Consider the following 13,614-nt stretch of genomic DNA (forward strand, 5'->3'; position numbering starts at 1 on the left):
CGGTGAAACGTGTAGATGCCGCAGCGTGAGCAGAACAAGTGCTTCGCGCGATGCGCATTCCATTTGTAGACCGACAGAAGGTCCCACTCAGCACAGTGAGCGCGTTCTCGCGCACCTTGGTCATCAACGCGTTCTTCCGCCTGCACATGGAGCAATCGCGGGTCGCGGTTTCAGGTGATATCTGACACGAGCCTGAACGTCATCGCGCCGCCATGGCATGAACCGCGATAGGTCGACATGTGGACTCTCGTTGTTGTCGATCGCGAGCATCGGCGAGACGCACAACAGATGAACTGCTCGCAGAACAATGTTTAGTGATCGCTGATGGCACCACAGGGTTGTGATCATTCAGCCATGATCGCCCGTTAGCTGGGGCCTGCGGAGTTCATGTGGAGTTCATTTCGAGTTCCCTAGCTTTCGACCGTCTAGATCTTCCACGGCCAACACCCTTCCGCCATCAAGACCAGCCATCCCCCTTCAGGAGGAGACTTCCATGCCAGCATTGCTTCGTCCCGCCCTCTCCGCGTTCGGCGTCGCGTGCCTTGTGTCCGTGACATCGCTCGTCTCCTCGGGCGCGGCGTTCGCGCAGGCCAAGCCGCAGCCCGCACCGGCGCAGCAGGCTGCGCCGGCGCAACAGCAGGCGCCCGCGCTCAAGCAGATCGCGCTGACCGACAAGCAGCTCGACGGCGTGCTCGCTGCGCAGAAGGACATGGATGCGATTACGGAGAAGCTGCCGGAGAACAGCGCGCCTGACGCGAAGGTGATCGCCCAGCTGGACGGTGTCGCGAAGAAGCATGGCTTTGCCAGCTATGACGACTACAACAACGTCGTCGACAACATCAGCCTGGTGCTCGGCGGCTTCGATCCTGCGACCAAGAAATACGTCGGCAATGATGCCGTGATCAAATCGCAGATCGCGCAGGTCGAGGCCGACAAGAAGATGCCGGCCAAGGACAAGAAGGAGGCGCTCGACGAGCTCAACCAGGCCCTGAAGACGCCGGCGCCCGCGGTCGAGAACAAGGCCAACATCGATCTCGTCGGCAAGTATTACGACAAGCTGGTCGCAGCATTGGGTGACGATCAGAATTGAGGCGTTCTCTACTGCTGTAGGGTGAGCAAGGGCGCCGTGCCCACGATCTCTCAGCGGATCGCGATGGACATTGGTGGGCACGCTGCGCTTTGCCGCACCCTGCGAGACCTTCATCGCCCAGAACAAAAAGCCCCGGAGACATCTCCGGGGCTTTCGTCGTTTCTACCCTTCCTTGCCAATCTGCGCCTCAGGTCTTGGTGCGCATCCGCGCTAGTCTAGGAAGCTGTCGAAGCTCAGTTCGGCCACCTGGGTCCAGGCCAGCGAATCGTTGCCATCGGCCGATGCCGCGCAGGGTATCGCCGGGGAGACGTGGGTGGCAGCGTGTCTTGTTGCGGTGCAGAAGCGATTGCCGCCAGTAACGAACGATACACACTCCTCAAGAAGCCAAATTGAAAACTTCCAATGCTCGGGGCATCCTGATCCCATGATGATTTCAATTTTTATTATTGTCGCGGCGATTGCCATCATTGCGCTAACGGAACGGAGCGTCGAGCATCTGCCGTTTGCGGTCGCAGCCCTTCTCTTCAACGCTGCTTTGCTGCTGCTGTTTCTTGCTGATGTCGAGAGAGCGGTCCTGCTGTCCGGCATGCTGGCGGTCGCAATCGCCGGCATATCGATCGTCAAATTCAATCACAGCGCGCTCAAGCTGACCGTTTCCGATTTACCTCTGGCGTTTGCAGGCACAGTCCCATTCTTCGTACTGCAATATCCACGCATGATGCTGGGTATTCTGGCGGGAAGCGTGCTGTTTGTCTTTGCTTCGGGCACGGTTCTGCTCTACGCGGCTGGATCTCCCATTCCAGTCGCGTCTCGCATTCTCTTGTTCATTCCGGCGCTCATCGGCTTTGCAAAGGCCTCGGCGTCGAAGGACGCTGAACTCTTGCGGCGGACCCTGACGCAAGGGCGGTGCTTTTACGCGACCTTCATGGCCTCGCTGGTTGATCCCGATTGCTGGCGACAGTTCGGCGGGTTGGCTCTCAGCGATATTGCAAACGAACCACTGCCATTGAGGGAGGCCACGCCCGCGCGTTCGGCCTGTTCTCCGGATATTATCGTCATCCAGCACGAATCTGTCTTCGATCCGCGCATTTTCGGGCTCCCGATCGAGCCGGTCGTCGAAGCCTTCCTGTCCCCGCCAGATGGGGAATCTGGACGCCTGAACGTCGACATCTTTGGCGGAGGTTCGTGGCAATCCGAATTCAGCCTGCTCACCGGTCTTTCGAGTGCCAGCTTCGGTTCGAGCGCCTATTACCTGTTCAAGAAGGGCGCCGGCCGTTTTCACAGCAGCTTGCCTCGTTCGCTGGCATCGCTCGGCTACAAGACCACGCTCATATCCAGCTGTCGCCGCGGGTTTCTCAGTTACGACAAATTCTACGGCTCAATCGGCATCGACGAGCGCATCTTCGTCGACGAGCTTCCGCCGCCATTCGATGCGAGACGCTTCGAGGCCACAAATTCCGATGCGATGTTTCTGGATGCGGTCGTCGATGCGCATACCAAAGGGATCGCTGACGACCTGGCGCCGAGATTTCTCTATGCGCTGACCAACTTCAATCATGGTCCGCATCATCGGCAGCTCGTGCCATCAGGTCAATTCGAGAGGGAGCGCGCCTTTGCCATGGCGAGCTTCCCCGATGTCGGCTATGCGGAGTACTACGCGCGACTGGCAGAGACCGCGACTGCCTGGCGAAGCCTCAGAGCCCGGCTCGCAAGCAGCTTCCCTGGGCGGCCTGTTCTCATCGTGCACTATGGCGACCATCAACCCGTCTTGACGAAACAGATCGATCGACAGCTGAAACGCCCGGGCGACGGGCGGCGCCCGTTTGGTACGTTCTATGCGATCGAAGCCTTGAACATCCCCCATTTCAGCCCCGGAAGGGGCCCCGACCTCGATATCGCCTTTCTCGGAACTGTTGCCCTGCAACGGGCGGGCATTGCGCTTGACCCGATATTTGCCACGCGCGCGAGCTTGTTGGACGATTGCAGAGAAGCCTACTTCGCTTCAACCTCCGAACGGAAACGTCGTTTCCATCGCACGCTCGTGGATATGGGCCTGATAGACCTGATGCCCAACGCCAGGCAAGCTCGCTAGCTCGCCGCGCTCTGCCGCGGCTGGATTCCTGGTCGCGGCGTTGGGGCGACGATCGGGATGAGGATGTCGGCTGCGCCCTCGGCACCGGAGGATGGGCAGAGGCGCGATAGCGCCGTGCCCACGATCTCAGGGATGCGGACAGAACAGGTGAGCACGCTTCCGCCTTCGCTCTAGGAGCTACGGCGGACAAGCCGCTTTGCCCGCCCTACGAGAGTTGCGCTCGGCTCTGATCTCCCCCTCACTCCTGCTTCTCGAACGCCGCCTCCATCGTCTTCCTGGTCTTGATCGTCTCGTTGCCCGCGTCGAACTCGACATCGCTCCAGCGCACGATCTCGCCATGGGCGACGTCGTGCTTCAGCTTGAGGCGATGGGCGAGGCCGATCGGCAGGGCGCTTGCCTTGAGGCTCGCGGCCGCCGGCACCAGCTTGCCCCACACGGTGTAGCCGCCTTCGCCGTCCAGCATCTCGCCGGCGCGCAGATTGCGCTTGGCCACGGAGGCGACGTCGCCGCGGAAGCCGTAGGGCTGGCCGGTCGGTTCGCCCCGCAGGGCGGCCGACAGCACCGAGATGTTCAGCTCGAGCCCGATCAGATGATACGGCTTGTACATCGCGGCAAACCGTCCGCTGGCATCGGTCTTCAGGCCGTATTGCTTGAAGCAGCCGGCCGCGTAGTCGTTTGGCGCCTCCAGCACGACATAGACGCCCCAGCGCAGATCGCGAAACACCGGCCGGCCGTCGCGCTCCAGCGAGGAGACGACCTCGACGACGCCCGACCGTTCCAGCACGCCGCCGCGGGATCGCGGACGCATGATGTGCGGCAGGTCGTCGACGCCGCAGGGCGGAAACAAAAGTCCCTCCGAAGGCACATCGAGCCCGCAGGCGTTCGCGATCGCAGCCATCTCGATCGCCGATTTGGTGCCGTCGAGGAAGGAGTTGAACATCTGCGGATTCATGCCGGCCGACTGCGCTTCTCCCGCGGTCAGGCCATAATGCTGCCAGACCCCGTCAGGCGTCACGTCGTGATAGGCCGGCAGATATTTCGTGCCCTTGCCGGCGGCGACGACACGGAAACCCGTGGCGCGGGCCCAGTCGACCATCTCCGCCGTCAGCGCCGGCTGGTCGCCATAGGCGAGCGAATACACGACGCCGGCCTTACGCGCTTCCTCGGCGAGCAGCCGGCCCGCGAGCACATCAGCTTCGACATTGACCATCACGATATGCTTGCCCGCCGCAATCGCAGCGCGTGCATGGCGGATGCCGACGGCGGGATTGCCGGTCGCCTCCACCACCACATCCATCGCGCCGCCGGCGATGGCGCGCGCGCCGTCATCGGTGAACACGGTGGCGGCGATCCGCTCGGCGCTCCAGCCCACGGTGCGGCAGGCCTCGCGCGCGCGTTCGCGGTCGATGTCGACGATGATGGGCACCTCCAATCCCGGCGTATGCGGCACCTGCGCCAGAAACATCGAGCCGAATTTGCCGGCACCGATCAGTGCAACACGGACAGGCTTGCCGGCGGATGCGCGGGCCTGGAGGAGGCGGAAGAGGTTCATGGGGAAATCCGTAAATGCAACAATCAAAGCTCGTCATTCCGGGGCGCGCGAAGCGCGAGCCCGGAATCCATTCATCCACAATCTCTGCGGCCAGATGGATTCCGGGCTCGCACCCAAGAGGGCGCGCCCCGGAATGACAAATTACTCCGCCGCCTGCCGCGGTGCTCGCGCAAGCCGCAGCAAGGCATCATCATCTACCGTCTTGATCGGCGCAAAGTCGCGATGGGCGATGTATTCCGGCCGCGTCGGCGTGCGGATGTAGTTCGAGACCGCGTTCAGCGTCAGATAGACGATCTTGCGCGGATAGGGCGTGATGTTGCCGGCCGAGCCGTGCACGAGATTGCCGTGGAACATCAGCATGCCGCCGGGCTTGCCGGTCGGCGCCACGATGCCGCCCTGCTTGACGAGGCGCGTCACGGTGTCCTCGTCCAGCGTCCACAACGGGTACGACGTGGTGGAGAGGTCATGCGAGGCCTGGAGATCGCCGGCGTTCTGGCTGCGCGGCACCAGCATCAAGGGGCCGTTGATCGGCATCACCTCATCGAGGAAGATCGCGATGTTCATCGCGCGCGGCTCCGGCATGCCGTCGTCGCGCTTCCACGTGCCGTAATCCTGGTGCCACTGCCAGACGTCGCCCGTGAAGGCCGATTTCGCGTTGATCTTGAACTGGTGCATGTAAACAGGCTCGCCAAACACCTGCTCGACCGGATTGATCATGCGCGGATGCGCGCCCAGGATGCCGAAGGCCTCGTTGTAGAGATGCGCGGCAAAAGCCGTGCGCGGCGCACCGCTCTTCTCGCGCCAGACTTCGGGCCGGTTGGCGTCGTAAATGCCGACCGCCTCGCGGGCGAGGAGATCGACCTCCTCTTGGGCAAACAGTTCGGGCAGGAACAGCCAGCCCTCGCGTTGGAAGAACTCCAATTGCTCCTGAGACAGTTTCATGGGGCGTCCTCCTGTTTTGTTTCTTGTTGTCGTTCCGGGGTGATGCGAAGCATCGAACCAGGAACCTCGAGATTCCGGATCGCGCTGTCGCGCGTCCGGAATGACGGCTCACTACGCCGCCACCTCGTCCGTCGCCTTCAATCTCTCCTCCGTCATCCGTCCCGCCGTCTGCGCATGCGCCAGCGCCGCGCGTTCGGCGGCCTTGGCGTCGCCTGCGAGAATGTGCTTGGCGATATCGGCATGTTCCGCCCAAGCGCTGCCGCGATAGTCGAGCTCCGAGAGCACTGTTGCCATCGAGCGGCGCATATGCGGCCATTGCGGCGTGATCGTCTCCTCGATCACGGGATTGCCGGCGAGCTGATAGATCGCGCGATGAAATTCGACATCGAGCGTGATCAGCTCGGCGAGAGCAGTCGTGCGATCGATGCGGCGTCCGGCGGCGAGCGCTGCGTCGAGCCGCGCGCGACCCGCCCCGTCGGTTGCGGCGCGCTGAGCTGCAAGTCGGGCGGCAAGTGCGTCGATGGCGCCGCGCACCTCGTAGAGCTGACGGATGCGCGCCGGATCGAGCTGGGTCACTTCAAAGCCGCGCCGGCCGCTCTCGGCGACGAGCCCCTGCCGGTGCAACAAATGCAGCGCATGCGACACCGGCTGGCGCGAGACGCCGAGCTTGTCGGCGAGCTCGTTCTGCCGGATGCGCTGGCCGGGCTGCAGCGTGCGGTCGGAGATCGCCTCAAGGATCCGGGCATAGACCTGGTCGATCAGGTTCGGCAGCGGGTCGAGAGGGATCACGCCGGTGGCTCCAAAATGGAATACGGAATTCCGTATTCGAAGGTATCGCGGGAGGGGGAAGCCGTCAATGGCTGGCGGTTTCTGTTGGATAAGCCTTTGATTTTATTGGGGTGACCTACTGTGCATGGGGTTGTTTTCGCGGAAGTTGCCTCGTCCGCTATTCCGCCAGGAATCTGCTGACCACCTCGCCGAACTCCTGCGGTGCCTGCTCGAACATCCAGTGCCCGGCATTGGGGATCACCGCCGTCTGCGCGCCCGCGATATGTTCGGCCAGCACGCGCCACAGCACCGACAGGCTGCCGGTGGTGGCGCCGCCGCCGATCAGCAGCGTCGGCGTCCTGATCGCGTGCGCATCCGCAAGCGTATACGGCCTGCGCTGCTCGTCGATCTGGCCAAGGAAGGTCAGCGTGTTGTCGCGCAGTTGCTGTTTGGCGGCCGCCGGCACCCGCCGCCAGGAGCCGTCGCCCTCGATGCCTTCGTAGAAGTTCTGCAGCGCGCCTTCGATGTCGCCGGCGCGGATCATCTCGACCGAGCGCATCGTCTTCGCAGCCAGCGGCGGATGCGCGGGCGTGCCTTTGGGGAGCGGTAGGCTCGCGTCGAGATCGCCGCCGGGCTCGGCGAGCACCAGCTTGCGCAGTAGATCAGGCCGCGCCTGCGCGACGCGGAACGCGATGTGCCCGCCGCGCGAATGGCCCATCAGATCGACCGGGCCGGGCTGCACTTGCTCGATGAAGGCGATCGTGTCGGCGACATGCTGGGCCATCTTGTAGTCGTCGCCGACGGCATCCCAATGTTCGGGAAAGAAGTGCCGCAGGCTGACCGAGATCGCGCGATGCTTCTTCGACAGCGGGCCGAGCACCGCATACCAGGTGCGGAAATCCCCGAGCGTGCCGTGCACGCAGACCAGCGGATGGCCCTCGCCGACTTCGAGATAGGCCATGTCGTAACCATTGACGCGAAAGCTTTGCATGATCAGCTCGCCAGAAAATCCAGGACCACTTCGGAATATTTCTGCGGCGCCTGCTCGAACATCGGATGCGTCGCGTTCGGGATGATCGCCGTCTTGGAGTAGGGCACGTGCGTGGCGAGCGCGTGCAGCACCTTTGGCAGCAGGCCCTTGGTCCGTGCGCCAAGGATGAACAGGGTCGGCATTTTGATCGACTCCGCGTCGGCCTTCGAGAACGGCGGACGATTGTCGCGGACCTGGCCGATCAGGGTGGTGGCGTTGTCGCGCAGATTCTGCTTCACCATCGCCGGCAGCCGCGGCCAGGTGCCGGCGCCCTCCAGCGTGTCGACGAAGACGGCGAGGCCGCCGTCGACGTCGCCGGCCGAAATCTTCTCGGCCGAGGCCGTGAACCGCGCCAGCAGCGGCGAGGGACCGCCGGCGTAATCCGGATCGAGGCTCGCATCGAGCTCGCCGCCCGGCTCAGCCAGCACCAGTCGCCGCAGCAGATCCGGCCGCTGCTGCGCCACGCGGAAGCAGATGTGGCCGCCGCGTGAATGGCCCATCAGGTCGACCGGGCCGAGGTCGAGCTTCTCGATGAAGGCGATGACGTCACTGACATGCTGGGCGATCGAATAGGTGTCGCCGACGCCGTCCCATTGTGCGGGGAAGAAGTGCCGCAGGCTGACAACGATCATCCGGTGACGCTGTGTCAGCGACCCGAGCACGCAGCTCCAGACCCGGAAGTCGGAGAGCGAGCCGTGCACGCAGACCAGCGGCGGCCTATCTCTGTCCTCGCCCACGTCGAGATAGGGCATGTCGTATCCGTTGACGCGGAGGCTTTGCATTCAGGGCTCGCGGAAAGGTGTGCGGAACTCCTGTGCAAGATTCCCGGAAACCGGGTGGATCGCAACTATTTCCAAGCCTAGATTTAGGCCGAGATGACAATGGGGCCATGCGAGAAGGACGCAAGCCAGGAACCTAGCCATGACCGACCAGCATTTTGCCCTGTTCGACACCGAGATCGGCCTCTGCGCCATCGCCTGGGGCCCGCGCGGCATCAACGGCACACAGCTCCCGATGGGTGGCGAGCAGAAGATTCGCACCCGCATCAGCCAGCGCCATGCGGATGCCAGCGAAGCCGAACCGACGCCGGAGGTGCAGCACGCGATCGACCGGATCGTGAAGCTGCTCGCGGGCGAGCACGATGACCTCACCGACATCCCGCTCGACCTCGATGGCGTGCCCGAGTTCAATCGCGGCGTCTACGAGATCGCCCGCGCGATCCCGCCCGGCAAGACCATGACCTATGGCGATATCGCCAAGCGCCTCGGTGGCGTCCAGCTCTCGCGCGATGTCGGCCAGGCACTCGGACACAATCCGTGCCCGATCGTCGTGCCCTGCCATCGCGTGCTCGCTGCAGGGAACAAGCCCGGCGGATTCTCGGCGAATGGCGGCGTGGTGACGAAGCTGAAGATGCTCGAGATCGAAGGCGCGCTGGTCAACCACACGCCGAGTTTGTTTGATTGAGGCTTAAATCTTCGCCGCCGTCTTCGGCCAATATCTGTCGCGCAGATGCCGCTTCACCAGCTTCCCCGTGGGTGTGCGCGGCAGTTCGGCCTCGAAATCGATCGAGCGTGGGCACTTGATGGCTGAGAGACGCGTCTTGCAATAGGCCATCAGGTCGGCCTCGAGCTTCTTGCCCGCGCGGGTCATGTCGTGCGGCTGCACCACCGCCTTCACCTCTTCGCCCATCTCCTCGTTCGGCACGCCGAACACCGCGACGTCAGCGACCTCCGGGTGGCTGATGAGCACGTCCTCGGTCTCTTGCGGATAGATGTTCACGCCGCCCGAGATGATCATGTAGGACTTGCGGTCGGTGAGGAAGAGAAAGCCGTCCTTGTCGAGATAGCCGACATCGCCGAGCGTCGACCAGCCCTTGGCGTTGTAGGCCTTCTTCGTCTTCTCGGGGTCGTTGTGGTAGGTGAACGCGGGCGCGTCGGCGAAATAGACCGTGCCGATCTCACCTAGCGGCTGCTCCTCGTCGTTCTCGTCCAGGATCTTGATCTTGCCGACCACGGCGCGGCCGACGCTGCCGCGATGCTCCAGCCATTGCTGCGAGTTGCAGACGGTGACGCCGTTGCCTTCCGAGCCCGCGTAATACTCGATCAGGATCGGGCCCCACCACTCGATCATCTTTGCCTTGACGTCGACCGGGCAGGGCGCGGCGGCGTGGATTGCGCCCTGCAGCGTCGAGACGTCGTATTTTGTGCGGATCTCGTCGGGCAGCTTCAGCATGCGCACGAACATCGTCGGGACGAGCTGCGACTGCGTGACCTTGTACTTCTCGACGAGCTTCAAAAAGTCCTCGGCGTCAAAATGCTCCATGATGATGGAGGTGCCGCCGAGCACGATCGCCATCATGTTGAAACGCAAGGGAGCCGCGTGATAGAGCGGTGCCGGCGAGAGATAGGTGCTCTTGGCATTCATGCCGCACATGTCGGCGCAGAGCACGCGCAGGAAAGCGTTGGGCACGTCGATCGCGTTGCCTTCGAAGGCCTTCTTGATTCCCTTTGGCCGGCCGGTCGTGCCCGACGAATAGAGCATGTCGTAGCCGGCAACCTCGTCGGCAATCGGCGTGGTCGGCTGCGCGGCCGCTTCCTTGTCGTAGGAGCGGAAGCCGGGCAGCGGCTCGTCAACCATGTAGAAGATCGGCTCGCCGGGCGCGCCCTTGATCAGGGCCTTGATCTGGTCGGCGCATTTCGGCGTGGCGATTACGACCTTCGCGCCGCAATCGCTGATGATGTAGTCGATCTCGTCCTGCTTCAGATAGCGGCTGATCGCGGTGTAATAGAGCCCGCTGCGCTGCGCCGCCCAGCAGATCTCCATGAAGGCGAGGCGGTTTTCCATCAGCAGCGCGATGTGGTCGCCGGCCTTCAGCCCGAGCGAGCGGAACAGGTTTGCGCCCTGGTTCGAGAGTTCGTCGAGTTCGCGATAGGTGATCGCCTTGCCGGTCCCGGCCATCTGGTAGGCGATCTTGTCGGGCGTGGAGCGGGCGTAGATAGAAGGGTGAGTCATCGTCGAGATCTCGCAACAATAACGGTGTCATCCCGGCGAAGGCCGGGATCCATAGCCACCGATCCAGATTGTTGAAGCACGATGTCGCTCCAGCTCGCCTCACCACAGATTGCTGTGGCTATGGGTCCCGGCCTTCGCCGGGACGACACCTTCAATGCAGCAGCAGCTTACAGCCGCTCCACGATCGTCACGTTGGCCATGCCGCCGCCTTCGCACATGGTCTGCAGGCCGTAGCGCTTGCCGCGCTGATGCAGGGCGTGGACCAGCGTCGTCATCAGCTTGGTGCCGGAGCCGCCGAGCGGATGGCCGAGCGCGATCGCGCCGCCATTGACGTTGAGGCGTGCCGGATCGGCGCCGGTGGTCTTCAGCCAGCCGGTCGGCACCGAGGCAAAGGCCTCGTTGACCTCGAACAGGTCGATGTCGCCGATCTTCATGCCGGCCTTCTCCAGCGCGCGCTTGGTGGCGTGCAGCGGCGCGTCGAGCATGATGACGGGATCGCCGCCGGTCATGGTCATGTGGTGGATACGCGCCAGCGGCTTCACGCCAAGCTGCTTGAGACCGCGTTCGTTGACGACCATCACGCCGGAGGCGCCGTCGCAGATCTGGCTGGCGCTGGCAGCGGTGAGCTTGCCGTTCTCGGCGATCAGCTTGACGCCCTTGATGCCATCGAGCGTGGCATCGAAGCGGATGCCTTCGTCGATGTGGTGAGTGTCCTTGCTGCCGTCCGCGCGGGTGATCTCGAGCGGTACGATCTCTTTCTTGAAGTGACCGGCTTGCGTCGCCGCGATCGCGCGCCGATGGCTGTTGAAGGAGTATTCGTCGAGATCATCCTTCGACAGGCCGTACTTCTCGGCCATCATCTCGGCGCCGGTGAATTGGCTGAACACGATGTTCGGATATCTCGCCTCGATGCCGGGGCTCTTGTAATGGCCGAAGCCGTTCTTGGCGGCGAGTTGCGAGGACAGGCCCATCGGCACGCGCGTCATCGATTCCACGCCGGCCGCGATCACCACGTCCATGGTGCCGGACATCACGGCCTGCGCCGCGAAATGCAGCGCCTGCTGCGAGGAGCCGCACTGACGGTCGATCGAGGTGCCCGGCACGCTCTCCGGCAGCCTGGATGCCATGATGGCGTTGCGCGCGACGTTGTTGGACTGCTCACCGACCTGCATCACGCAGCCCATGATCACGTCCTCGACCAGGGCAGGATCAACCTTGGTGCGATCGACCAGCTCGTTTAGCACCTTCGCGGCGAGATCGGCTGGATGCCAGCCGGCGAGGCGGCCCCCCTTGCGCCCGCCCGCGGTACGCGCAGCGGCGACGATATAAGCCTCGGCCATTTCGGTCTCTCCCACGATTGTTCTTGATAGGGTTGGGTTGTCGGAGCGGATTTAAGGGACGGGATATCGTTTAGTCAATCGATCAATTAACTCTTGTGGGGAGGCGCTGCTTGGGCTTATCTGCGGCCCGCTCGCGTGACGAGAACAAGGGATCTCCGTGACTACCAGCGTACCGAACAGGCTTCCGAGCGGAAAGAATTCCACGGCAGAGAAATTGCTGGTGGCCGCAAGCGAGCTGATGATCGAACGCTCATCGATCGAGATCTCGCTCTCTGACATTGCTCAGAAATCGGGGGCGAACGCCGCGCTGGTCAAATATCATTTCGGCAACAAGGACGGCCTGCTGCTGGCGCTGCTCGCGCGCGACGCCGCGACCGAGATGTCCAATCTTGAATATCTGCTGGCGCAGCCGATCACCTCGACGGCGAAGCTGAAGCTGCACATCGCCGGCATCATCCGCGCCTATCACCGGTTCCCCTACATGAACCGGCTGATCCACTATCTCCTGCACGAGAGCGTTGCGGGCTCTGCGGACGAGGTCTCGAAATTCTTCGTCGCGCCGCTGCTCGACTTTCATCGCCGCCTGCTCGCCGAGGGCGTCAGCCGCGGCGAGTTCCGCGCCACCGATCCGGTGCTGTTTTACACCAGCCTGATCGGCGCCTGCGATCACCTGTTCTTCGGTCGGCACGCGATGTCTCGCGCGACCGGCGTCGGTCCGGTCACCGATGACGTCTGCCGGCAATACATCAAGCACATGGAAACGCTGATCTGCAGCGGCATCCTCACGCAAGCCGGGGAGGCCGCCGCCGTGGCTGGATAGTCCGGCCACCACTGCCAAAGTCTAGAGAAGAAACGCCCAAGGAAAGGTAGCCTGTCATGGAATTGAAAGACGTAGCCGTTCTCATCACCGGTGGTGGGTCGGGTCTCGGTGAAGCGACCGCCCGCGCCATGGCGGCCAAGGGCGCCAAGATCGGCGTGATCGATCAGAACAAGGACAACGCCGAGAAGGTTGCTGCCGAAGTGAAGGGCGTCGCGCTTCATGCCGACGTCACCAGCGAGGAGCAGATCAAAGCGGCGATCGCGAAGGCGGAAGCGGCGCACGGCGTTGCCCGCGTGCTGATGAACTGCGCCGGTATCGGCGGGTCGCAGCGCATCGTCGGCCGCGACGGCGTCTATCCCTTGGAGAAGTTCGCGCGCATCATCAATGTCAACCTGATCGGCACTTTCAACTGCCTGCGTCTGTTCGCCGAGCGCCTCGTCACGATTGAGCCCGTCGGTGAAGAGCGCGGCGTCATCATCAACACCGCCTCGGTCGCCGCTTACGAAGGTCAGATCGGCCAGATCGCCTACTCTGCCTCGAAGGGCGGCGTCGTCGGCCTGACACTTCCCGCCGCGCGCGACCTCGCCAGCCAGAAAATCCGCGTCAACACCATCGCGCCCGGCCTGTTCTTCACGCCACTGCTGATGGGGTTGAACGAAGAAGCCCGCAAGAGCTTAGGGGCCCAGGTGCCGCATCCTTCGCGCCTCGGTGATGCCAAGGAATACGGCGCGCTCGCGGTGCACATCGTCGAGAACGCGATGCTCAACGGCGAGACGATCCGTCTCGACGGCGCCATCCGCATGGCTCCGCGGTAGCTCCGCCGTCGTCCTGGCGAAAGCCAGGACCCATTACCACCGGCGCCTTTGGTTGAGCGCGCTCAATCGGCGTCGGTGTTCAACAATAAAAGCCTGTGGTGATGGGTCCTGGATCTGCGCTCGCTTTGCTCGCTTGTCCAGGACGACGATGGG

General features: G+C 63.2%; 13 protein-coding genes (1 of these 13 running past the window's edge). 5 read left to right on the forward strand and 8 right to left on the reverse strand.

The features are described 5' to 3' along the window. Nucleotides 1-146 carry the start of a GFA family protein gene (locus JQ587_RS18105; RefSeq protein ID WP_212426139.1) on the reverse strand. 157 nt of this gene lie to the left of the window's left edge, so only the first 146 of its 303 coding nucleotides appear in the window; it begins with the start codon at nucleotides 144-146; its stop codon lies off the left edge, out of view. A 347-nt stretch (nucleotides 147-493) separates the two neighbouring features. Between JQ587_RS18105 and JQ587_RS18110 the strand changes: the two genes are divergently transcribed. Both JQ587_RS18110 and JQ587_RS18115 read left to right on the forward strand, forming a co-directional pair. Continuing rightward, on the forward strand, nucleotides 494-1,090 hold the full coding sequence (locus JQ587_RS18110) for a hypothetical protein (RefSeq protein WP_212426140.1): 597 nt from the start codon (nucleotides 494-496) through the stop codon (nucleotides 1,088-1,090). Between the two features lie 313 nt (nucleotides 1,091-1,403). Continuing rightward, complete coding sequence (locus JQ587_RS18115) at nucleotides 1,404-3,182, forward strand: sulfatase-like hydrolase/transferase (protein ID WP_212426141.1); 1,779 nt, start codon at nucleotides 1,404-1,406, stop codon at nucleotides 3,180-3,182. A gap of 238 nt (nucleotides 3,183-3,420) precedes the next feature. On the opposite strand, the gene JQ587_RS18120 is transcribed toward JQ587_RS18115, so the two are convergent. From JQ587_RS18120 to JQ587_RS18140, 5 genes are all read right to left on the reverse strand, one after another. Beyond that, nucleotides 3,421-4,734 (reverse strand): NAD(P)H-dependent oxidoreductase, encoded by a 1,314-nt coding sequence (locus JQ587_RS18120; protein ID WP_212426142.1) that lies wholly within the window; start codon nucleotides 4,732-4,734, stop codon nucleotides 3,421-3,423. Between the two features lie 141 nt (nucleotides 4,735-4,875). Continuing rightward, complete coding sequence (locus tag JQ587_RS18125; protein ID WP_212426143.1) at nucleotides 4,876-5,676, reverse strand: phytanoyl-CoA dioxygenase family protein; 801 nt, start codon at nucleotides 5,674-5,676, stop codon at nucleotides 4,876-4,878. A gap of 111 nt (nucleotides 5,677-5,787) precedes the next feature. Then, nucleotides 5,788-6,465, reverse strand: coding sequence for a GntR family transcriptional regulator (locus JQ587_RS18130; RefSeq protein ID WP_212426144.1), 678 nt, complete (start codon nucleotides 6,463-6,465; stop codon nucleotides 5,788-5,790). Between the two features lie 157 nt (nucleotides 6,466-6,622). Then, nucleotides 6,623-7,435, reverse strand: a complete 813-nt coding sequence (locus tag JQ587_RS18135) for an alpha/beta fold hydrolase (protein WP_212426145.1) — start codon at nucleotides 7,433-7,435, stop codon at nucleotides 6,623-6,625. Between the two features lie 2 nt (nucleotides 7,436-7,437). Continuing rightward, complete coding sequence (locus JQ587_RS18140; protein WP_212426146.1) at nucleotides 7,438-8,256, reverse strand: alpha/beta fold hydrolase; 819 nt, start codon at nucleotides 8,254-8,256, stop codon at nucleotides 7,438-7,440. 139 nt (nucleotides 8,257-8,395) lie between these two features. Here JQ587_RS18140 and JQ587_RS18145 point away from each other — a divergent pair, with 139 nt between their 5' ends. After that, the gene (locus tag JQ587_RS18145) at nucleotides 8,396-8,938 is read left to right on the forward strand and encodes a methylated-DNA--[protein]-cysteine S-methyltransferase (RefSeq protein WP_212297296.1); all 543 of its coding nucleotides are present in this window, start codon (nucleotides 8,396-8,398) and stop codon (nucleotides 8,936-8,938) included. Between the two features lie 3 nt (nucleotides 8,939-8,941). Here JQ587_RS18145 and JQ587_RS18150 read toward each other — a convergent pair whose 3' ends face one another. Both JQ587_RS18150 and JQ587_RS18155 read right to left on the reverse strand, forming a co-directional pair. After that, a complete protein-coding gene (locus tag JQ587_RS18150; protein ID WP_212426147.1) occupies nucleotides 8,942-10,486 on the reverse strand; it encodes an acyl-CoA synthetase in 1,545 nt (514 codons plus the stop codon). Between the two features lie 167 nt (nucleotides 10,487-10,653). Next, on the reverse strand, nucleotides 10,654-11,826 hold the full coding sequence (locus tag JQ587_RS18155; protein WP_212426148.1) for an acetyl-CoA C-acetyltransferase: 1,173 nt from the start codon (nucleotides 11,824-11,826) through the stop codon (nucleotides 10,654-10,656). Between the two features lie 157 nt (nucleotides 11,827-11,983). Here JQ587_RS18155 and JQ587_RS18160 point away from each other — a divergent pair, with 157 nt between their 5' ends. Then, nucleotides 11,984-12,646, forward strand: a complete 663-nt coding sequence (locus tag JQ587_RS18160) for a TetR family transcriptional regulator (protein WP_212297293.1) — start codon at nucleotides 11,984-11,986, stop codon at nucleotides 12,644-12,646. Nucleotides 12,647-12,702: 56 nt separating this feature from the next. Further along, on the forward strand, nucleotides 12,703-13,461 hold the full coding sequence (locus JQ587_RS18165; protein WP_097657345.1) for an SDR family NAD(P)-dependent oxidoreductase: 759 nt from the start codon (nucleotides 12,703-12,705) through the stop codon (nucleotides 13,459-13,461). Nucleotides 13,462-13,614: the final 153 nt, after the last annotated feature.

The sequence above is a fragment of the Bradyrhizobium manausense genome, from assembly GCF_018130615.1.
Lineage (GTDB): Bacteria > Pseudomonadota > Alphaproteobacteria > Rhizobiales > Xanthobacteraceae > Bradyrhizobium > Bradyrhizobium manausense_A.

Bases quoted from the DNA above. Each gene is read 5' to 3' on its own strand.
- JQ587_RS18110 (WP_212426140.1), top strand. From the start codon at position 494: ATGCCAGCATTGCTTCGTCCCGCCCTCTCCGCGTTCGGCGTCGCGTGC.
- JQ587_RS18120 (WP_212426142.1), bottom strand. From the start codon at position 4,734: ATGAACCTCTTCCGCCTCCTCCAGGCCCGCGCATCCGCCGGCAAGCCT.
- JQ587_RS18125 (WP_212426143.1), bottom strand. From the start codon at position 5,676: ATGAAACTGTCTCAGGAGCAATTGGAGTTCTTCCAACGCGAGGGCTGG.
- JQ587_RS18135 (WP_212426145.1), bottom strand. From the start codon at position 7,435: ATGCAAAGCTTTCGCGTCAATGGTTACGACATGGCCTATCTCGAAGTC.
- JQ587_RS18140 (WP_212426146.1), bottom strand. From the start codon at position 8,256: ATGCAAAGCCTCCGCGTCAACGGATACGACATGCCCTATCTCGACGTG.
- JQ587_RS18145 (WP_212297296.1), top strand. From the start codon at position 8,396: ATGACCGACCAGCATTTTGCCCTGTTCGACACCGAGATCGGCCTCTGC.
- JQ587_RS18150 (WP_212426147.1), bottom strand. From the start codon at position 10,486: ATGACTCACCCTTCTATCTACGCCCGCTCCACGCCCGACAAGATCGCC.
- JQ587_RS18155 (WP_212426148.1), bottom strand. From the start codon at position 11,826: ATGGCCGAGGCTTATATCGTCGCCGCTGCGCGTACCGCGGGCGGGCGC.
- JQ587_RS18165 (WP_097657345.1), top strand. From the start codon at position 12,703: ATGGAATTGAAAGACGTAGCCGTTCTCATCACCGGTGGTGGGTCGGGT.